The organism is Phenylobacterium sp., from assembly GCF_016793285.1.
Taxonomy (GTDB): Bacteria; Pseudomonadota; Alphaproteobacteria; order Caulobacterales; family Caulobacteraceae; genus Phenylobacterium.
This window is the reverse complement of sequence record NZ_JAEUMO010000226.1, coordinates 1-19099: the sequence shown is the minus strand read 5'-3', so window position 1 is coordinate 19099 and position 19099 is coordinate 1. Positions and strand designations below refer to the sequence as shown.

Below are 19099 nucleotides of genomic sequence, written 5' to 3'. Positions count from 1 at the left end.
GTGGGCGATGGTCTGGGTGACCGCGGCATAGTGTGGGTGGACCCCGCCGCTCAAGATCGCCTTCTCGCGGCGGGTGACGCGCTGGGCCATCATCACCGCCTCGGCGCAGGCGGTGGAGCCGTCGTACATCGACGCGTTGGCGACATCCATGCCGGTGAGCGCGGCCACCTGGGTCTGGAACTCGAAGAGCACCTGCAGCGTGCCCTGGGCGATCTCGGGCTGGTAGGGCGTGTAGCTGGTGAGGACCTCGGACCGCTGGATGATGTGGTCCACCGTCGCCGGGACATGATGGCTGTAGGCCCCGGCCCCGCAGAAGAACGGCCCGGCTCCGGCGGCGCGGTTCATCGCCGAGAGCTGGGAAAGCTCGCGCTCCACCTCGAGCTCGCCGGCGTGGGCGGGAAGGTCGACCGGCCCGACGAGGCGCGCGGCCTTGGGCACGTCGACGAACAGGGCGTCCACGTCGGGCGCGCCGATGACGCCGAGCATCTCGGCGCGGTCGTCGGCGGTCAGGGGCAGGTAACGCATTCTTCTCGGTCCTGGGCGCCGTAGGCGCTGTCATATTCAACCGCGGAATACGCGGAATGGCGCGGAAAAAGGGGCCGGTGTTTCCGCGTTCTTCCGCGTATTCCGCGGTTGAATCAAAAGGGCGCTGCGCGCGGTCAGAGCGTCTGCAGGAAGGCTTCGTAGGCGTCGCGGTCCATGAGGGCGTCGTACTCGGCCTTGTCGGCGAGCTTCACCTTGGCGAACCAGCCGCCTTGCTCGGGCGAGGCGTTGACGGTCTCGGGGGCGTCGCCGAGTTCGGGGTTGGCCTCGACGATCTCGCCCGAGATCGGGGCGTAGACGTCGGAAGCGGCCTTGACGCTCTCGACGACGGCGAAGGCGTCGCCGGCCTTCACGGTCTTGCCGACGTCGGGGGTCTCGACGAACACCACGTCGCCGAGTTGTTCGGCGGCGTAGGCGGTGATGCCGACGGTCGCGACGTCGCCGTCGAGTTCGACCCACTCGTGATCCTTGGTGAAGCGCATGTGGGGTCTCTCCTAGAAGCCGTGGGCGCCGGAAGCGCTGTCATTTGGGAACCGCGGAATACGCGGAAGTACGCGGAAAGAGGGAGGGCAGGATTCCGCGTCATTCCGCGTATTCCGCGGTTTGAAAGAGGGCGCCTGCGGCGCATGGAGCGGGGGCATCGTCACACCTTGCGGACGTAGCGGTGGGGGACGAACGGGGAGGTCACGACTTCGGCGGCCTGGGGCTTGCCGCGGACGATGACCTTGAGCTTCGTGCCGGGCGCTTTCAGGCCCGGGGGTACGAAGGCCAGCGCGATGCCGGCCTTCAGGACCGGCGAGTAGCCGCCGGAGGTGACGACGCCGACGACGTTTCCGGTCTCGTCGGCGACTTCGGCGCCTTCGCGGGCGGGGGCGCCTTCCAGGACGCGCAGGCAGACCTTGGCGCGGGCGGGGCCTTCGGCGAGTTCCTTGACGATGCGCGCGGCGCCCGGGAAGTCGCGCTGTTCGCGGCGGTTCTTGTTGACGGCGAAGGTGAGGCCGGCCTCGACCGGGCTGACGGTCTCGTCGAGATCGTGGCCGTAGAGCGGCAGGCCGGCTTCCAGGCGCAGGCTGTCGCGGGCGCCCAGGCCGATGGGGCGGACGCGCTCGTCCTCCAGCAGCAGGTTCCAGACGCGGACGGCCTCGGCGGCTGGGACCGAGATCTCGTAGCCGTCCTCGCCGGTGTAGCCCGAGCGGGAGATGATGAGGTCGGTCCCGAAGCCGGGCATCGACCGGATGTCCATGAAGGCCATGTCGGCGGCGGCGGGCAGGTGGGCCTGGACGACGGCGGCGGCCTCGGGGCCCTGGATGGCCATCAGCGCGCGGTCTTCCAGGCGGTGGATGTCGACCTGGCCGGCGAGCTCGTCGTCGATGACCTTGAAGTCGTTGTCCTTGCAGGCGCCGTTGACGATGACGAAGAGGCCGTCGTCGGGAGTCCCATCAGGAAGAAGGGGACGGCCGGCCATCAGGTCGTCGATGATGCCGCCCGTCTTGTTGAGCAGCATCGAATACTTCTGCTTGCCGGGCTTCAGCCCGATGTAGTCGCCGGGCACGACCTCCTCGAAGGCCGAGAGCGGGGAGACGCCGCGCAGACGCGCCTGGCCCATGTGGGAGACGTCGAAGAGGCCGGCGTGCTCGCGCGTCCAGAGGTGTTCCTGCATCACGCCCATGGGGTACTGGACGGGCATGGCATAGCCCGCGAATGGAACCATGCGCGCACCGCGGGCGACATGGTCGTCCGTGAGCGGGGTGGTCTTCAACGTCTCGTCGTGGGCCAAGGGCGACTCCGGCTGATGCGCGCACGGCAGGTTCGACCCCGCCGCCAGCTTCGCCCCCGCTGTCCTCTGAGCCTGAGAGATTTCGGAGCGCCCTGGTTCGGCGATCCCCTGCTCCTTCGGCGCCCCTCCTTACGGAGAGAACTTTCCAGCGTTCATCAGCCCGTCGCGGTCCTTTTGCCTGAGCGTTTCCGGGGCGGTTGCGCCTTCGGCGCCCTGCGATGCTGCGAACAGCGAAGCAGGGCCTCTCCCGCGAGAGTCCGGGGGGTTGTGTTGGAAGGGCGAAGGGGAGTCAACGCGCATTTCCTCGGCGACGCCGCCAGGCCACGCGCCGCCGATTCAAGGAACCGCGGAAAACGCGGAATGGCGCGGAAGGCGTCGGCGCCGATTGCGCGTTCTTCCGCATAGTCCGCGGTTCCAGAATAACGGAGCCTCCGCTGCCGCGGGGGCCCAAGGCCAAGCTTTCGCCGCATGCGGGGGTGAGCGTTCGCGCGACAGGGGTGACGCATGAGATGGATGTTGGGGGCGGCGCTGGCCGTCGCGGTGGCGGGGACGGCGGGGGCGCAGACGCCGCGCCTGGAGGATCCGGAGGCCAATATCGTGGCCGAGCTGGTGGTGCAGGCGGTCGAGCCGGGGCCCGCGTGGTGGCGCGTGCAGGACGCCGACACCACGGTCTGGATCCTGGGCGTCGGCGACAGCGACCTGCCGGCCGGGATGACCTGGGACAGGCGCTATCTCGACAAGCGGCTGAAGGGCGCCAACAGCCTGATCGTCGGCACGCGGGTCGGCCTGAAGGGGCGGCTGCGCGACATCCCGCTGATCCTGCGCACCATCAACCAGATGAAGACGAAGACACCGCTGGAGGCGACGCTGTCCGCCCCCGTGCGCACCCGTTTCGTCGCCGCACGCGAGCGGATCGGTCAGCCGGCCAAGCGCTATGCGGAGTGGAAGGGGCTGGTGGCGGGCATGCGCCTGATGGAGGACGCGCAGCCGAAGGGGCGCGTGCCGGTGGTCCCGGCGATCCTGACGCAGGCCCGGCGCGAGAGGGTGAAAATGGTGGATCCCGCGCAGTATCAGGTCGCGCCGTTCCTGAAGGAGGCTGTCGCGACCCTGACGCCGGCGTTGCACGAGCAGTGCCTGAGCGACGCGGTGCGGGACGTCGAGACCCCGCGGAACGTCGCCGCCGCGCGGGCCTGGACCCGGGGCGACGTGAAGACGGCGCTGACCGGGCCGCGGAACTTCGAGAAGTGCCTGCTGCTGATGGGCGGCGGCGCGGAGCTGTGGCGCCGCGTGACGCGCGACCAGGCCGGCGCGATCGCCGCGGCGCTGGGCAAGCCCGGGCATTCGGTGGCGATCGTGAGCCTGCGGCCGCTGTTGGCCGAGGACGGCGTGATCGAGCAACTGGAGGCGCGCGGCCTGCGGGTGATCGGGCCGGGGGAGGCGGAGTAGGGGGGGCTGTTCGCGGACGTAGCGGATCAAACCACGCCGATGATCCAGGCGACGAGCCACACGAGGGCGTACCGCGTGGCAACCAATGCGAATGGAGCCCATGCGAGCGCGGCGACGTGTTGACTCTGCCTTACGGCCTTGGCGGACCTGTACACGAGGAAGGTTGAAGCCGCGGCCACCAAGCGCGGGACGCGGACATGCCGATGCCCGAGGCGGTGGCGAAGTGGGCGAGGGAGCGGCCGGAGTTCGGCGAGCGGCTCCATGAGGCGCGCCGCGCCGGCGGGCGGCTGGCGGGGTCGCGGGGGCCCGTCCTGACCCGGTGACCGGCCGGATCGTATCCGAGTGGGACGAGCCGGAATGGAAGCCGCCGCCGGGCTCGGTCAGGCTGCCCGGCGGGGGTTCGCTGGAGACGGGCCGCCGCAACGGACGTGGGCGAACGGTGTTTCCCCTTCCTGCACGAAAGGGAACCTGATGACGCAGGGTGAACAGCAGACGCTGGCCGCGATGGTGCAGGCCAATGACAAGTTGCTGAAAGCGCTGACCGTGCTGCTCGCGATCAAGGACGAACATCTTCTGGCCGAGTTGAACGGTGTGTTCGCGGCGATCACCGCGGAGAGCTCGGAGATCCGCGCGGGCGGCCCGGACGTCTGGGACCACCTGCGCCACGAACTGGCGCTGATCTCGTGTCTGGTGGCCGAGGCGGAGAGCGAGCCTGATGAGACCGACGGGGGCGGCGCGGGCGGCGTCGTCAACTAGGGCGGAATGGAACTCAATTTCTGAACGTCAAGTCGACCCGGCCCCCCCGAGTGGGAGGGCCGGGCGCAGTCGCTAGAACTTGCGGACGTACGACACGCCGAAGACGTCGGCGTCCACGTCGCCTTCGTAGCGGGTGTAGTCGGCGCGGATGCCGTTCTTGTCGTCGAAGTTGAACTGCACGCCGGCGCCGCCGGCGAAGAGCTCGTCGTTGTCGCTGACGCGGACCGTGGTGGCCCCGCTGCGGGCCTTGCCCTTGAACTCGCCATGCACGACGCCGGCGCGGGCGAAGACGTCGAGCTGCTCGCTCACCGGGTAGCGGGCGACGCCGAACGCGCCGATCGACCAGTCGAGGCCGTAGGAGCCACGGACGGCGGTCGCGCCCGTGCCGGTGGTGAAGTGGCCGTCGTCGACGCCGAGGGCGCCTTCGGCTTCGACGCCGAGGTAGCGGTTGAACTGGTAGCCGCCGCGCAGGTTGATCGCGCCGAGGTCGCTGGGGGCGCCCTTGGGCGAGATGATCGCGTAGCCGGCCGAGCCGTAGACGCCGCTGTCGGCGGTCTGGGCCGAAGCGGCGGCCGGCGCCAGCAGGGCGGCGGCGATGGCGACGGGAGCGGCCCACACGGCCGCGAAGGTCCTGGTGTTCACTGTGGTTTCTCTTTTCAGCACGAGAGGTGAACCGGCCGCGCGTCTGTGCGCGCCGTCCGGCGGCCGCCGGGGAGGGCGGCCGGCGCTCCACCTATGGTTTTGCTTTCGGCTTGGGAAGGCTCAGAGCCGTGAAAGATTGTTCACGGATCGAGGGGTTGTTTCGCCGCGGCGGCGACCTATCGCACAGGGGCGCGACCCTGTGGCGAGCGCCCTGCCGTCGGCCCGAAAGCCGGCCGGCAGGTGTGGCGCGCGGGTGACGCTCGCGGCCGTTCTCTCACTTCGATGTTCTGCGGCGTCGTCCACGACCGCGCCCGCTGGACACCTGCCGGCGCCGCCGTTAGGGTCCAGGCGCTTGGTCGGCCCGCGCGGCGGGCCGGCGGACTTTTCCCCAGCGCAGATCCAGAAGCGTGACCGCACCGGCACGCACGCTCCGCGCTGAGGAGCCTTCGTCATGTCCCAGATCGAGCTGCGCGCGGACTGCGCGCGCTGTGCCGCGCTTTGCTGCGTGGCGTTCCACTTCGAGCGCTCGAACCAGTTCGGCTGCGACAAGGCGGCGGGCCGGCCCTGCGGCCATCTCGGCCGGGACGGGCGATGCGGCATCTATCGTGACCGCGCCGACAGGGGCTTCCGCGGCTGCGTCGGCTACGACTGTCACGGGGCGGGGCAGCGTGTGACCCAGGCGCTGTTCGGCGGGCGAAGCTGGATGGACGATCCGGCGCTGCTGGCGCCGATGGCGGAGGCCTTCCTGCGGGCCGAACGCGCGCACCGCCTGCTGGCGATCCTTCGGAAGGCGGGCAACCTCGACCTCGCGGCGGAGGATCGCTGGCGCCACGCCCGGCTGGAGGAAGCCTTCGAAGCCGCGGCGGTCGAGGGCGGACCGGGCGCAGCGCTCGAGGCCCAGGCCCGGGCCTTCTTCCGTACCCTGCGCCGGTACGTGGCGCCGCGGGGCGCCGGCAACGCCCCCGGGCGTGCGGGCCCTACGGCAGTTCCCTGACCCAGATGTTCCGGAAGCTGATCGGCGGGCTGGGGTCGCCGTGGGCCTGGAGCTTGATGGGCGAAGGGCCGTGGGCCTTGTAGCCGGGCTTGCCGATGTAGACCGTCTCGCCCGCGAGGACCGCGTCCTTCTGGATGAGCACGCCGTTCATGCGGGCGGTGACGCGGGCGGGGGACTTCAGCGAGCCGTCGGCGTTGAAGACCGGCGCGGTCCAGGTGACGTCGAAGGTCTGCCACTGGCCGGGCGGGCGGGACGGGTTCGCGAGCGGCGGGTGCTGCTTGTAGATCGCGCCGGCCTGGCCGTTGACGTAGGTCTCGTTCCGGTAGCTGTCGAGGATCTGCAGCTCGTAGCCGCCGTCGCCGGATCCGGTGGACGCCAGGAAGAGGCCCGAGTTGCCGCGGCCCTGGCCCTCGCCGGTGATGTTCTCCGGCGTCTTCCACTCGAGGTGGAGCTGGTAGTTCCGGAAGGAACGCTTCGTCTCGATGTTGCCGGTGGGCTTGGCGACGGTCATGACGCCGTCGGCGACGACCCATTTCGCGGGGGACTTGTCGCGGACGGTGACCCACTGGTCGAGGTTGGTTCCGTCGAAGAGGACGATGGCGTCGCGGGGCGGCCTGGCGGGCTTCACCGGGCCGGGACCGGCGTCGACGACGGGGACCTTGGGCTCCCACTGCTCGGTGTCCTGCGGCCTGGGGACCTGGGCCCAGCAGGCGGCGCCGGCGGCGAGCGTGGCGATGGCGGCTGCGATCCAGATGCGGGCTCTCACAGCTCCCAGCCTTTGCGGTAGGTGCGGCCGAGGTACTGGTTGGCGTCCGGGGCGTTGGTGACGCGGCCGGATGCGCCGTCGTACTCGATCGGCCGGTCGGCCTTCAGGGCGACGATGCCCAGGATCATGGTCTCGTTCAGGGGTACTGCGTACTCGAACGGGCAGGAGATCTTCTCCTCGCCGCGGATGGCGCGGACGAAGTTGGTCTCGTGGCCCTGGAGGCCGCCGTGGATGCGCGGCAGGCTCTGGGGGATCTTCTTCGCCCTCTCCTCCAGCCCGTCGCCGATGAGCACCGGCTTCTCGCCGTAGGTCTCGTGCATCAGCATGCCCCTGGCGCCGACGAAGAGGACGCCGCCGTCGGGGCTCATGGTCAGGTTGGCCGGGAAGCCGGGCGGCGTGGGCGGCAGGATGCCGCCGTCGTACCAGGTCATGCGGAGCGGGCCGCCCCCCTTCCTGGCCTCTGGCGCATTGCCGAACTCGTAGTGGGTGACGCAGGCCAGCGGGAAGCCCTCGATCGGGTTGGGCCGCTTGGTGTCCCAGAGGCTGGCGCCGCCGGGCCAGCGGGAGTGGCGGGTCTCGACCTTGGTCGGCAGGCCGGGCTCCAGCGCCCAGACCGGGAAGTCGATCAGGTGGGCGCCCATGTCGCCCAGAGCGCCGCAGCCGAAGGGGATCCAGCCACGCCAGTTGAAGTGGGCGTAGTCGGGGTTGTAGCCCCAGTCGACGTCGGCGGGGCCGAGCCAGGTCTGCCAGTCGATGTTGGCGGGCGTGGGGACGGCGGCGGGGCGGGCGACGCCCTGGGGCCAGACGGGGCGGTTGGTCCAGACGTGGACCTCGCGGACCTTGCCGATCAGGCCGCCGCGGATCAGCTCCACCACGCGCCGGCCGTCGTCGCCGGAGTGGCCCTGGTTGCCCATCTGGGTGACCAGGCCCGGGTTCGCGCGGGCGAGGCCCAGCAGCTTGCGGCCCTCCTCGACCGTATAGGTGAGCGGCTTCTGCACGTAGACGTGGAGGCCGCGTTCCATGGCCATGCGCGCGGCGACGGCGTGGTGGTGGTCGGGCGTGGCGATGACGACGGCGTCGATGTCCTTCTGCGCGTCGAACATGCGGCGGTAGTCGGTGTAGCGGTTGGCCTTGGCGTAGGCGGCCTTCAGCACCGTGCGCAGCGGGTTGGGCTCGAAGTGGTTGTCCAGCATGCCGCGCGCCACGCGGTCGAAGTCGACGTCGCAGGCGGCGACGATGTTCTCGCCGGTCAGCTTGGCCATGTTCGCCGCGCCCTGGCCGCCCGCGCCGATGACGGCGAGATTGACCTTGTCGCCGGGCCCGAGCTTGCGGCCCGCGGCGAAGGCGGGCGCGGCGATTGCGGCGGCCCCCGCGCCCAGCAGGCTGCGGCGGGTGAGGTGGTGAATCTGAGCCATCTGACGCGGCCTCCCTATGGGCGCATTAGGCCCATGCCGCGGGACGGCCGCAAGCTAGGCCTTCACCGCTCCCACCACGCCGGCCAGCAGGTTGGGGAGCATTGCTTCGGCGCCGGGGGGATCGCCCTGGCGGATGATGACGAGGTCCCGCGAGGGGACGACCATGACGGCCTGCCCGCCCGCGCCGAGGGCGGCGAAGGTGTCGGAAGGGGAGCCCGGGAAGCGCAGGCCCGCGCCGCGGCCGGCGGCGTCGACGCCCGGCTTCGCGTTCTCCCACCAGAGCAGGCCGTAGGCCGGGTTCAGGGCCTGGGAGGGGGCGATCAGCGTGTCGAAGGCCTGGCGGCTCACGAGTTGCCTGCCGGCCCATTGGCCGTGGCGCTGGGCGAAAAGGCCGAAGCGGCCGAGGTCGCGGGCCGAGCAGACGGCGGTGTAGTAGTTGGTGACCGGACCGTTCGTCCCCTGGCCCTGGTTCGTGAGCCAGGTGGTGCGGGTCATGCCGAGCGGGCCGAGCAGCTTCTTCTGAGCGTAGGCCTCGAACGGCTCGCCGACGGCGCTGGCCAGGACGTGGAAGCACAGGTGGTAGACGGCGGTGTTGTAGCGCCAAGTCGTGCCCGGCAGGTCCTTCTCGGGCGCGGCGGCGTTCAGCGCGTACTGGTCGCCGGCGACGTTGCGGAGCGCGAGGCCCGTGTCGTCGAGGCCGGACGTCATGCTCATCAGATGGCGGAGCGTGATGTTGGCCTTGGGCCCGCCGCGCCAAGAGGGGATGAAGTCGGCGGCCGGCTGGTCGAGGCTCCTGATCCTGCCGTCGTCGATGGCCATCGCGATCAGGACGGCGACGAGGCTCTTGCCGACCGAGGCGACCTCCAGCGACCTGTCCTCGCCCCAGCCTGCCGCGTAGCGCTCCAGCACGATGCGGCCGCCCCGCAGGACCAGCACGCCGCGGCTGCGCGCGGCCATGGCGGCGTCGACGGCGGCGTTCAGCTTCGCGGCGTCGAGGCCGGCGGCGGCGGGGTCGGCCGCCTCCCAGGCCGCGCCGGCCGGCGTGTAGGGCACGGGCGAGACCGCCAGCACGGGCGTGGCGGCGAAGGCGCCGGCGGACGCCAGGACGGCGCGGCGGGAGAACGGGGACGGCATCAGGCTTTCTTCCTCTCCTCGAGCGCGCGGCGGACCGGCTCTTCCATGGCCTGCAGGCCGTGGCCGCGCGAGATCATCAGGCGCATCGCTTCGTTCTGCATGTAGTAGAGGATGTTGCGCGCGCCGTCGGACGCCATGGCGGCGTTGCGCGCGGCGAGGCCTTCGCGCACGACCTCCCAGTGCTTGAAGGGGCCGTCGATGCTCTCGGCCAGGCTGACGTAGGAATAGTGCCAGCGGGTCTTGCGCCGGATGGCCTCGATCATCCGCTGGGCGTCGAGGCTGGCGGTGCTGGCGAGGCGGCTGAATATCACCTCGCTCTGGTGGATCAGTTCGACGACCGACTCGCCGCGGCGCGAGGCGGCCAGCAGTCCGTCGACCAGCACGAGGGTCTCGGCCATGTGCTTCGGCGTGGCGCGGATGCAGGCGAAGCGGGCGGCGAGGCCGTAGAGCGCGGCGCGGACCTCGTAGAGATCGAACACCTCCTGGACGGTGGTGGCCGCGACGTAGGCGCCGCGGTTCTCCTCGATGTTGACCAGGCCGTCGTCGGCGAGGGTGCGCAGCGCCGTGCGCGCGATCGAGCGCCCCACGCCGAACTCGGCGCAGATGCGGGCCTCCCGCAGCCATTCGCCCGGCGGCAGCAGGCCGTCCTGGATCTGGCGGCGCAGCGCGGACGCGACCGTGGCGGCAGAGGGCGCGGCGGAGTCCGACATCGAACGGGAAGCCCTCAGGCGATGGAGGTTGGGCTTCGACACTCTGGCGCTCGAATCGGGTTCGGGGAAGGTGCGGCTGCTTCGCTCACGTCGCGCAATCAAACACAACTAGAACGACGATCAAGGAATAATTGTCGTACAATCTGGTTGACTTGGCTGTGCATCCAGGGCGTTCTGCTCCGTAACGGTGCGTCGCAGCGCCGATGGGAGGGATCATGCGCTACCTGTTCTGCTCCGCGGCCGCGGCCGCGCTCGCCGTGTCGACCGCGGCCATGGCCCAGACCGCTCCGCCCCGCGCCGGCGCCGAGACGGCCGTCGAAGAACTGGTGGTCACCGCCCAGCGGCGCGAGGAGAGCCTGCGCGACGTTCCGGCGACGATCGCGGCGGTGACGGCCGAACAGCTCGAGGCGATCGGCCCCGTCACCGGCACCGGCGACCTGCTGCGCGGCGTGCCCGGCGTGCGCTTCAACGACCTGCAGAGCACGAACCTCAGCGAGATCTCGATCCGCGGCTCGGGCACCCAGCGCGCCACCGGCGCCGACTCGGGCGTGGGCCTGTTCGTGAACGGCGCCTACGTGGGCTCGTCGACCCTGGGCGGGCGCAACTTCCGGCGCGTGGACTTCTTCGACCAGGCGCGCGTCGAGGTCCTGGAAGGGCCGCAGGGCGCGCTCTACGGGCGCAACTCCGAGTTCGGCGTCGTCAACATCGTGCTGGCCAAGCCGCAGTTCAACAACAGCGGCTACGTCAACGCGACCTACACCGACGACCTGGAGCAGACGAAGGTCGCCGGCGTCGTGAACCAGAAGCTCAGCGACAAGGTGTCGATCCGGATCGGCGCCGAGGGCACGACCCAGTCGAAGGGCAACTTCTACAACCCGACCCGTGACACCTACTACGACCACACCGACGGCTGGATCGCGCGCGGCCAGATCCGCTACCAGGACGGCCCGCTGGACGTGACGTTCATGGTCGACGCGCAGAAGCTGGACCTGCCGACCTTCTTCAACACCTACGTCCTGCCGCGCGGCGTCAACGCCCAGGTGCCGCAGGGCTTCACGCAGGATCGCTTCAGCGCCGGCCACGAGGTCGAGGAAGGCGTCCGCCAGTCGGTGCAGCGCGCCATGATCATGGCCGACTACGACCTCGGCTGGGCGAAGCTCACCTCGACCACCATGGCCGTCCACTGGATCTCGCGGCAGATGTTCTCGGGCGGCGCGATCGACCTCGCCCAGCAGGCGGCGTTCGCGCGCTCGGGCCAGATCGGCGTCTACGTGTTCGGCCGCACCCACACGGTGGCCAAGGACCGGACCTTCTACCAGGATCTCCACCTCGCGGGCGACCTGATGGACGGCAAGGTCGAATGGCTGGCCGGCGTCGACTACCTGATCCAGCACGACCTGAACGGCACCGACACCTTCACCAACCCCTGCGCGCTGACGCTGAACGCCAGCCAATGCACCGGCACGCCGACGACGCCCATCTGCGTGCCGATCACGCCGACGTCGCCCGCCTGCCCGGCGCGGTTCCCGAACGCGTTCGGGACCTCGGCCCGCGCGCCGCTGCGCAACGAGTCGTCGTCGGTCTACGGCCTCGTGCGCTACCACATCGGCGACTTCACCCTGGCAGGCGAGCTTCGCTACTCGGGCGACGACAAGCGGGCGTCCAACGTGTCGTTCATCGCGTTCACGAACACGCTCTCGGCGCCGTCGGCGGCCTACACCTTCTCGGAGCGGCGGCTGAACTACACGCTGAACCTCAGCTACAAGATCCCGGGCCCGATGCAGGCCCTGGTCTACGCCAAGGTCGGCACCGGCTACCGCGCGGGCGGCGTCAACGCCCGCACCTCCTCGCCCTTCGCGCCTAACCCGTTCCTGCCGACCTACGGCAACGAGGACACGACGAGCTACGAGGTCGGCTTCAAGGGCAACCTGGCGCCCAACATCTACTTCCGGACGGGCGCCTACGCCTCGCGCACCGAAGACGCGATCACCTCGATCAACGACGGCTGCACGGTGCTGAACGCCTGCGGGCGGGCGGCGACGGTGTTCAACATCAACGGCGGGACCGTCCATGCGCGCGGGATCAGCGCGGCCATCGACGGGCGCTTCGACCTGGCGGGCGGGCGGCTGAACGTCAGCCTGAACGGCGCGCGCCAGCGGGCGCGGTTCGTGGCGACGCCGGGCGGCTATTCCGGCCTGCCGGTGGTGGGCTCGTCAGTGGCGCAGATCCCGAAGTGGACCGCCTCGGCCAACGTCAACTACCGCCACGCGATCACCGACAAGATCGACGGCTTCATCAACGTGAACTACCAGGAGCAGATGGGCGGCGTGCAGGACACGGTCACTGCGGCCACGCCGGCGGTCTACCTGAAGGACATCGACCTGGTGAATCTGCGGACCGGCGTCGACATCGACCGGCTGCAGGTGGCGCTCTTCGTCACCAACCTGTTCGACCGGCAGTTCGCCCTGCTCCAGCTCCAGGGCGGCGGCTTCCCGCTGCTCAACCGCTTCAGCAATCCTCGGACGACCGGCGTCAATATGATCTATCGCTGGTAGGACGCCGCCGACAGCGGGCGTTGGGCGAGGGAGTTGGGCATGAGCACGTCGCGGCGCGGTCTTCTGGTAGGCACGGGCATGCTGGCGGCGGGCGCGGCGGCCTCGGCCCGCGCGGCCGTCGATCCGGCCGCGGCCGGCGGCGACGCGGCCTGGCTGCAGGGCGTGCTCGAACGGTTCGCGGGCTTCGGGATCAAGGCCTCGGGCGGGCCGGGCGACACGGCCAGCGGGGCGTGGGTGGAGGGCGACCTCACCGCGCTGGGCTACCGCTGCGAGCGGCAGGCGTTCGAGACGCCCGACGCCGACGTGAGGACGGCGACGCTGAAGGTCGGCGAACGGACGGCGTCGGTCTATCCGCAGGCGATCGTGAAGACGACGGGCCCCGGCGGGCTCAGCGGGCCGCTGAAGCTGGCGGCGACGCCGGGGAGCCTGGAGGGCGCGATCGCGCTGATCGTGCTGCCGTTCAAGCGCTGGGGGTTCATCGGCGACCCCGATGTGGCCCGGCCGCTGACCGACGCGTTCGCACGCGGCGCGGCGGCGGCCGTGCTGGTGACGACGGGCCCGACACGCGAGGTGATCGCGCTGAACGTCCATCCGACACAGCCGGGCCATGCGAAGCCCGTGGCGACGCTGGCGCCCAGGGACGCCGAGCCGTTCGTGGCGGCCGCCGCGGCGGGCCAGGCGGCGACGCTCACCGTGGACGCCGTGGTCGGCCGGCGCGCGGCCTACAACGTGATCGCGCGCCTGGACCGGGGCGCGAAGAAGACCCTGATCGTGACGACGCCGCGCTCGGGCTGGTTCACCTGCGCCGCCGAGCGGGGCGCGGGCCTGGCGGTGTGGCTGTCGCTGGCGCACTGGCTGGCGGCGGCGAAGCCGCGAGTGAACCTCGAGTTCGTGGCCACCAGCGGGCACGAGTACATCTACTACGGCGGCGAACAGTATCTGGAGCACCACGCGCCGAAGCCGGCGGACACGCACCTGTGGGTCCACATCGGCGCCAGCGCCGCCGCCCGCGACTGGCACGAGTTCGGGCAGACGCTGCGGCCGCTGCCGACCCCGGATTCGTCGCGGGTCCTGACCGCGACGCCGCAGGTGATCGAGGCCACGCGGCGCGCCTTCAAGGGGATCAGCGGGCTCGAGGCGGTCTATCCGGCCGACAGGGCCAACGCGGGCGGCGAGCTCGTGAACGTTATCGAGGCAGGCTACACGCCCGCCATCGGCCTCTACGGCGGGCACCGCTTCTTCCACACGCCGGGCGACGACATGCGCTGCGTCTCGGGCGAACTGGTCGCGCCGGTGGCGAAGGCGTTCCGGGCGGCGGTCGCCGCCTCGCTGCCCGCGTGAGCGGTGGGACGCGATCGCCGCTGAAGGTGGCGCTGACCGCCTCGGCCGGAGCCACCGTCGAGTGGTACGACTTCTTCATCTACGGCACCGCCGCGGCGCTGGTGTTCCCCAAGCTGTTCTTCCCGGCCGACCTGCCGCCGTTCGTGGCGCAGATCGGGGCGTTCGCCACGTTCGCGGTCGGATTCTTCGCACGGCCGGTCGGCGGCGCGGTGTTCGGCCACTTCGGCGACATGGTGGGGCGCAAGCGGGCGCTGGTGACGGCGCTCGTGACCATGGGGCTGGCGACCGCGGCCATCGGGCTCCTGCCGTCCTACGCCCAGGCGGGCGTGTTCGCGCCGCTGCTGCTGGTGGCGCTGCGGTTCATCCAGGGCTTCGCCGTGGGCGGGCAGTGGGGCGGGGCGGCGCTGCTCGCCATCGAGAGCGCGCCGCCGGGCCGGCGCGGATACTTCTCGAGCTTCGTGCAGATCGGCGTGCCGCTGGGCGTGCTGCTGGCGAACGTGGTCTTCCTCATCATGGGGGCGCTGGTGGCGACCGACGCCTTCCTGGCCTGGGGGTGGCGCATCCCGTTCCTGGCCAGCCTGCTGCTGGTCGGCATCGGCCTCTACGTACAACTGCACCTGGAGGAGTCGGCCGAGTTCGAAGAGCGCGCCGGCGCGGCCGAGGCGGCGCCGAAGAGCTCGCCGATCCTGGAGGTGTTCGCCCGGCATCCGCGCGAAGTGCTGCTGGCGGGCGGGGCGTTCATCGCCAACAACACCTGCTTCTACATCGCCATCACCTACGTCGTGGCCTACGGGACCGCGACGCTGAACCTCAGCCGCGGGACGATGCTGGCGGCCGTGATGATCGGCAGCGCCATCATGGTTCCGGCGCTGATCCTCTGCGGCTGGGTCTCGGATCACTGGGGGCGGCGCAGGCCGTTCATGTGGGGCGCGGCGTTGTGCGGCCTCTGGGCCTTCGCCTTCTTCCCGCTGATCGAGACCGGCTCCCCGGCGCTGATCGCGCTGTCGGTCAGCGTGGCGCTGGTCCTCATCAGCATGATGTACGGACCGCAGGCGGCGTTGTTCGCCGAGCTGTTCCCGGTGGAGCTGCGCTACTCGGGCGCCTCGCTGGGCTACCAGTTGGGCTCGGTGCTGGGCGGGGGTCTGGCCCCGATCGTGGCGACGGCGCTCTTCGAGCAGTTCAAGTCCACCGGGCCGATCGCGATCTACCTCGCGGCCACCTGCGCCGTGTCGCTGGCCTGTACGGCCGCCCTGGTCGTGCGCGCACCGCACGGTTCGCAAGACCTTCAAGAAACCGGCGCGCCCGGCGCATCCGCTTAACCACGCCACCCGTAAGTGCGACAGGGCTAGTTGCGCGGGGAGGCGCAAACGGCATGGGGTGGCGGAAACTGAGCGGCGCCGGTCATGCGGTGGTCGAGGTGGAGGGATGCCTGGATTCCGCCAACTGCCCCGAATTCCAGGCCTTCCTCGCGGACGCGGCGGCCGACGCGGCGGCGCGTGACGAGCAGCTCGAGATCGACCTGACGCACCTGCGCGAGATCTCCTCGCACGGCCTGCGTGCGCTCGCGTGCGCGCAGCACGAGGCGCGGCGTATCGTGCTCACCTGCCCGGCGGGGCGGGTCCGCGAGATCCTGACGATCAGCCGGCTGGACAGCGTATTCCGCGTGCGGGCGCCCGCGATACACTTCGTCGGCCCCTCGGGCAGCGTGCCCGACCTGCCTACATCCGGTCCGGTGTCGCTATCCCCAGCAGGTCCAGCGCCAGTTCGAGCTGCCGAAGCGTAGCGGTGGCCAGCGTCAGGCGGCTGGCGCAGACGGCCGGCTCGGCCTGCAGGATCGGGCACGCGGCCCAGAACTTCGACCACGCCTGGGCCACGCGGTAGGTGTGCTCGGCCAGGATGTTCGGCGCCTTCTTGTCGTAGGCGTCGGCCAGAGCGGCGTCGAAGGCGTCCAGCGCCAGCACCAGGTCACGCTCGGCGGACTCGCCCACGATCACCGGGCCTGGCCGGGCCGCTTCGCCGGCCGCGCGGCGCAGCAGGCTCTTCACGCGCACGACCTGGTAGAGCAGGTAGGGGCCGGTCTTGCCCTCGAAGCTGGAGAAGCGGTCGAGGTCGAAGATGTAGCTGGTGCCCCGGAAGTTCTGCAGGTCGGCGAACTTGAGCGCCGCCACCGCCACCTTGCTGGCGATCTCCTCGAACTCGTCGGCCGAGACGTCCTCGCCGAGGGACTGTTCGTGCAGGCGCTCGCGGGCCTTCTCGCGCGTCATCTCGATCAGGTCGTTCAACTTCAAAACACCGCCGGCGCGGGTCTTGAAGGGCTTGCCGTCGGTCCCGTTCATGGTGCCGAAGCCGACGTGGATCAACTGGCCCTCGTCGGCGTAGCCGGCCAGGTAGGCGGCGCGGAAGACGATCTCGAAGTGGTCGGCCTGGCGCTGGTCGACGCAGTAGATGACCAGGTCGAAGTCGAACGCCCGGCGGCGGTCGAGGATCGTGGCGAGGTCGGTCGTGCCGTACATCGCCGAGCCTTCGGAGGAGACCACCAGCAGCGGATCGGGCCAGGGCGCCTCGACGACCGTGCCGTCGGCCAGCTTCTTCGGGCGGGTCTCGCCGTTGCGGTCCACGCGGACGATGCGCGCGCCCTGGTCGTCGACCAGCAGGGCCTTGGCGTCGAGGTCGGCCACCATCGGGCCGATCAGGTCCTCGACGTCGCTCTCGCCCTTCCACCAGTCGAAGTCGACGCCCAGCGCGTGGAAGTCGCGGATCAGCGCCTCGCGGGTCACGTCGCGGAAGCGTTCCCAGAGCGCGTAGTAGCCGGCTTTCTTCGACTGCAACTCGGCGGTGAGGCGACGCGCGCGGTTGCGGAACTCGACGTCGCCCTTCGCCCGCTCCGCCGCCGGCGGGTAGAGCGCGCCGAGGTCGTCGAGGCCCAGGGTCGCCAGCACCGCCAGGCGGCCCTTGTCGGCCTCGGTGACCTCGCCCCTCGCGTTCAGGTCCTCCACCAGCTCGGCGATCGCCGGGTGGGTGTCGCAGACGGCCGCGATCAGCAGGCCCATCTGGAAGCCCCAGTCGCCGAAGTGGGCGTCGCCGATCACCTCGTCGCCGCGGAAGCGGTAGATGCGCTTCAGGCTCTCGCCGATGATCGAGGCGCGCAGATGCCCGACGTGCATCTCCTTGGCCACGTTGGGACCGCCGTAGTCGACGATGACGCGGCGGGGAACGGCCATCGTCTCCGCGCCGGCGCGCGGGTCGGCGGCGACGGCGTTCGCGCGGTCGGAGAGGGCCGCGTCGGCGACCTTCAGGTTGATGAAGCCCGGGCCGGCGATCTCGACGGAGCTGAGGCGCGGATCGCCCTTCAGCCGCTCGGCGACGGCCGTGGCGATCTCGCGCGGGTTCTTGCCCACGCGCTTGGCGGCGGCCAGCGCGCCGTTCGACTGGAAGTCGGCGAGGTCGGGCCGGTCGGACGGGGTGACGCGGGCCAGGTCGGCGGGCACGCCTTCGGCGGCGAAGGCGGCGGCGACCGCTTCGCCCAAGGCGGTCTTGAGATCACTCATGGGTTCGGCGCGGCGCTCGCGGTCTGGCCGACGTTCACACGGAAGCGCTTGCCCTCACGGTTGAAGGCGGCCATCTGCGGCGTCACCTCGAAGCCGATCAGCACCTCGAAGTTCGAGCCCGAGACGGCGATGCCCGAGCGCGGGATGGTGATCGAGCCGATCTGCTCGGTGACGTAGACGCGGTCCTCGCCCTCCGGGAAGGTCACCGGCAGGTCGAACGTCTCCTTGTGGATGACTTCGCGGTTCCGGTCGGTGACGGCGATCCAGTACTTGTAGGTCTTCTGGCGGCCGGTCGACATCGGGCCCTTGCCCATCTCGAACAGCACTTCCATGGTCACTTCGATCGGCTGGTCGTCCTTGTAGGAGCAGCCGGCCGAGATGCCCTGGATCTCGCCCGTCCAGCCGACGTTCGCCGACGCCTCGCGGTCGTCCTTGAACTCGACGTAGCGGGCCGCGTCGTAGAGCGACTTCACGAACGGGCAGGGGCCGGCGTTGCGCAACTGCGGCAGCGGCGCCTGGACGTCGCCCCACTCCTCGCGCTGCTTTCGCTTCTTGGCGGCCTCTTCCTGCTGCTTGCGGGCCTGTTCCTCGGGGTCGCGGCGGCCTTGCGCGTAGGAGGCGGCCGGAACGGCGGTGAAGGCCGCCATCAGGGCGGCGGCGAGAAGCATTTGGCGGCGCATGGAGGGCGTCCAACAGTAAGGGCCGCGCAGGGGGCGCGGGGTCACGGGCTAAGTACAGCGGGATGAATGCGGCGGCAACGCGACGCTTGGACGTCGGTATCCCCATCCCGGGGCGTCATCCCCCGGACAAGTCGGGCAGGCCGAACACATATAGAACGCATCGGGATGGCGAACTGCCGCGCCTTCGCGTCCCTCCGACTGGCGCTGCAGGTCAGGGCGCACTAGGTTCCGCGCCATGTCGGCCCGTCCCCCGCTCAGCGTCCTGCTCGCCAGCCCGCGCGGCTTCTGCGCCGGGGTGGATCGGGCGATCCAGATCGTGGAGCGGGCGATCGCGAAGTACGGGGCGCCGGTCTACGTGCGCCACGAGATCGTCCACAACCGCCACGTCGTCGACCGGCTGAAGGCGCTGGGCGCCGTGTTCGTCGAGGAGCTGGAGGCGTGCCCGGCCGACCGGCCCGTGGTGTTCTCGGCGCATGGGGTGCCGAAGTCGGCGCCCGCCGAGGCGCAGGCGCGCGGGATGTTCTACCTCGACGCCACCTGCCCCCTGGTGAGCAAGGTGCATGTGGAAGCGGAGCGGCACTTCGCCGCCGGTCGCGAGATCGTCCTGATCGGCCATGCCGGGCACCCCGAGGTCGTCGGGACGATGGGACAGCTCCCGGAAGGCGCGATCGCGCTCATCGAGACGGTGGAGGACGCGCAGGCGTTCACCCCCAGGGATCCCGGAAACGTGGCGTTCGTGACCCAGACGACGCTGTCGGTGGACGACACGGCCGAGATCGTGGCGGCGCTCCG

General features: G+C 70.7%; 18 protein-coding genes, 1 pseudogene and 1 riboswitch. Of the genes and pseudogenes, 9 read left to right on the top strand and 10 right to left on the bottom strand.

From position 1 onward, the window contains the following. From JNL41_RS19710 to gcvT, 3 genes and pseudogenes are all read right to left on the bottom strand, one after another. A pseudogene (locus JNL41_RS19710) lies at window positions 1-525 on the bottom strand (glycine dehydrogenase); the annotation flags it as partial. Window positions 526-659: 134 nt separating this feature from the next. Continuing rightward, window positions 660-1025 carry a glycine cleavage system protein GcvH gene (gene gcvH / locus JNL41_RS19705; protein ID WP_293477880.1) on the bottom strand — a complete coding sequence of 122 codons (366 nt, stop codon included), beginning with the start codon at window positions 1023-1025 and terminating at the stop codon, window positions 660-662. 161 nt (window positions 1026-1186) lie between these two features. Further along, window positions 1187-2320 carry a glycine cleavage system aminomethyltransferase GcvT gene (gcvT, locus tag JNL41_RS19700; RefSeq protein WP_293477879.1) on the bottom strand — a complete coding sequence of 378 codons (1134 nt, stop codon included), beginning with the start codon at window positions 2318-2320 and terminating at the stop codon, window positions 1187-1189. Between the two features lie 156 nt (window positions 2321-2476). Then, window positions 2477-2580, bottom strand: a riboswitch (glycine riboswitch). 244 nt (window positions 2581-2824) lie between these two features. Here gcvT and JNL41_RS19695 point away from each other — a divergent pair. The 3 genes from JNL41_RS19695 to JNL41_RS19685 all read left to right on the top strand — a co-directional run bounded on the left by JNL41_RS19695 (window position 2825) and on the right by JNL41_RS19685 (window position 4522). After that, entirely contained in the window at window positions 2825-3766 is a 942-nt protein-coding gene (locus tag JNL41_RS19695) for a TraB/GumN family protein (RefSeq protein ID WP_293477878.1), read from the top strand. Between the two features lie 197 nt (window positions 3767-3963). After that, on the top strand, window positions 3964-4089 hold the full coding sequence (locus JNL41_RS19690; protein WP_293477877.1) for a hypothetical protein: 126 nt from the start codon (window positions 3964-3966) through the stop codon (window positions 4087-4089). A 148-nt stretch (window positions 4090-4237) separates the two neighbouring features. Then, window positions 4238-4522 carry a hypothetical protein gene (locus JNL41_RS19685; protein ID WP_293477876.1) on the top strand — a complete coding sequence of 95 codons (285 nt, stop codon included), beginning with the start codon at window positions 4238-4240 and terminating at the stop codon, window positions 4520-4522. A 72-nt stretch (window positions 4523-4594) separates the two neighbouring features. On the opposite strand, the gene JNL41_RS19680 is transcribed toward JNL41_RS19685, so the two are convergent. Beyond that, window positions 4595-5164, bottom strand: a complete 570-nt coding sequence (locus tag JNL41_RS19680; RefSeq protein WP_293477875.1) for a porin family protein — start codon at window positions 5162-5164, stop codon at window positions 4595-4597. Between the two features lie 451 nt (window positions 5165-5615). Here JNL41_RS19680 and JNL41_RS19675 point away from each other — a divergent pair, with 451 nt between their 5' ends. Further along, window positions 5616-6158 (top strand): hypothetical protein, encoded by a 543-nt coding sequence (locus tag JNL41_RS19675; RefSeq protein WP_293477874.1) that lies wholly within the window; start codon window positions 5616-5618, stop codon window positions 6156-6158. Here JNL41_RS19675 and JNL41_RS19670 read toward each other — a convergent pair. From JNL41_RS19670 to JNL41_RS19655, 4 genes are read right to left on the bottom strand one after another with little or no spacing between them, the layout of a single operon-like run. Further along, a complete protein-coding gene (locus JNL41_RS19670; protein WP_293477873.1) occupies window positions 6142-6924 on the bottom strand; it encodes a DUF1080 domain-containing protein in 783 nt (260 codons plus the stop codon). The two genes, JNL41_RS19675 and JNL41_RS19670, sit on opposite strands and share 17 nt — an antisense overlap. Beyond that, window positions 6921-8339: a Gfo/Idh/MocA family oxidoreductase gene (locus tag JNL41_RS19665; protein ID WP_293477872.1), complete on the bottom strand. Its 1419-nt coding sequence runs from the start codon at window positions 8337-8339 to the stop codon at window positions 6921-6923. The genes JNL41_RS19670 and JNL41_RS19665 overlap by 4 nt, the downstream gene beginning before the upstream one ends. Before the next feature lie 54 nt (window positions 8340-8393). Next, the gene (locus JNL41_RS19660; protein ID WP_293477871.1) at window positions 8394-9473 is read right to left on the bottom strand and encodes a serine hydrolase; all 1080 of its coding nucleotides are present in this window, start codon (window positions 9471-9473) and stop codon (window positions 8394-8396) included. After that, complete coding sequence (locus JNL41_RS19655) at window positions 9473-10183, bottom strand: GntR family transcriptional regulator (protein ID WP_293477870.1); 711 nt, start codon at window positions 10181-10183, stop codon at window positions 9473-9475. Before JNL41_RS19655 ends, JNL41_RS19660 begins: the two co-directional genes overlap by 1 nt. 215 nt (window positions 10184-10398) lie before the next feature. Here JNL41_RS19655 and JNL41_RS19650 point away from each other — a divergent pair, with 215 nt between their 5' ends. Genes JNL41_RS19650 through JNL41_RS19635 form a run of 4 tightly spaced genes read left to right on the top strand, consistent with a single transcriptional unit; the run spans window position 10399 to window position 15862 of the window. Further along, a complete protein-coding gene (locus tag JNL41_RS19650; protein WP_293477869.1) occupies window positions 10399-12738 on the top strand; it encodes a TonB-dependent receptor in 2340 nt (779 codons plus the stop codon). Window positions 12739-12777: 39 nt separating this feature from the next. After that, window positions 12778-14079 (top strand): M28 family peptidase, encoded by a 1302-nt coding sequence (locus tag JNL41_RS19645; RefSeq protein WP_293477868.1) that lies wholly within the window; start codon window positions 12778-12780, stop codon window positions 14077-14079. After that, window positions 14076-15398 (top strand): MFS transporter, encoded by a 1323-nt coding sequence (locus JNL41_RS19640; RefSeq protein ID WP_293477867.1) that lies wholly within the window; start codon window positions 14076-14078, stop codon window positions 15396-15398. The genes JNL41_RS19645 and JNL41_RS19640 overlap by 4 nt, the downstream gene beginning before the upstream one ends. A gap of 53 nt (window positions 15399-15451) precedes the next feature. Continuing rightward, entirely contained in the window at window positions 15452-15862 is a 411-nt protein-coding gene (locus tag JNL41_RS19635; protein WP_293477866.1) for an STAS domain-containing protein, read from the top strand. Here JNL41_RS19635 and argS read toward each other — a convergent pair. Together argS and JNL41_RS19625 are read right to left on the bottom strand one after the other, a co-directional pair. Then, on the bottom strand, window positions 15798-17627 hold the full coding sequence (gene argS, locus JNL41_RS19630; protein WP_293477865.1) for an arginine--tRNA ligase: 1830 nt from the start codon (window positions 17625-17627) through the stop codon (window positions 15798-15800). The two genes, JNL41_RS19635 and argS, sit on opposite strands and share 65 nt — an antisense overlap. After that, window positions 17624-18307 (bottom strand): Tat pathway signal sequence domain protein, encoded by a 684-nt coding sequence (locus JNL41_RS19625; protein WP_293477864.1) that lies wholly within the window; start codon window positions 18305-18307, stop codon window positions 17624-17626. Before JNL41_RS19625 ends, argS begins: the two co-directional genes overlap by 4 nt. A 235-nt stretch (window positions 18308-18542) precedes the next feature. On the opposite strand from JNL41_RS19625, the gene ispH reads away from it, so the two are divergent. Further along, on the top strand, window positions 18543-19099 hold a 557-nt coding region (ispH, locus tag JNL41_RS19620; RefSeq protein ID WP_293477863.1), incomplete at its 3' end, for a 4-hydroxy-3-methylbut-2-enyl diphosphate reductase.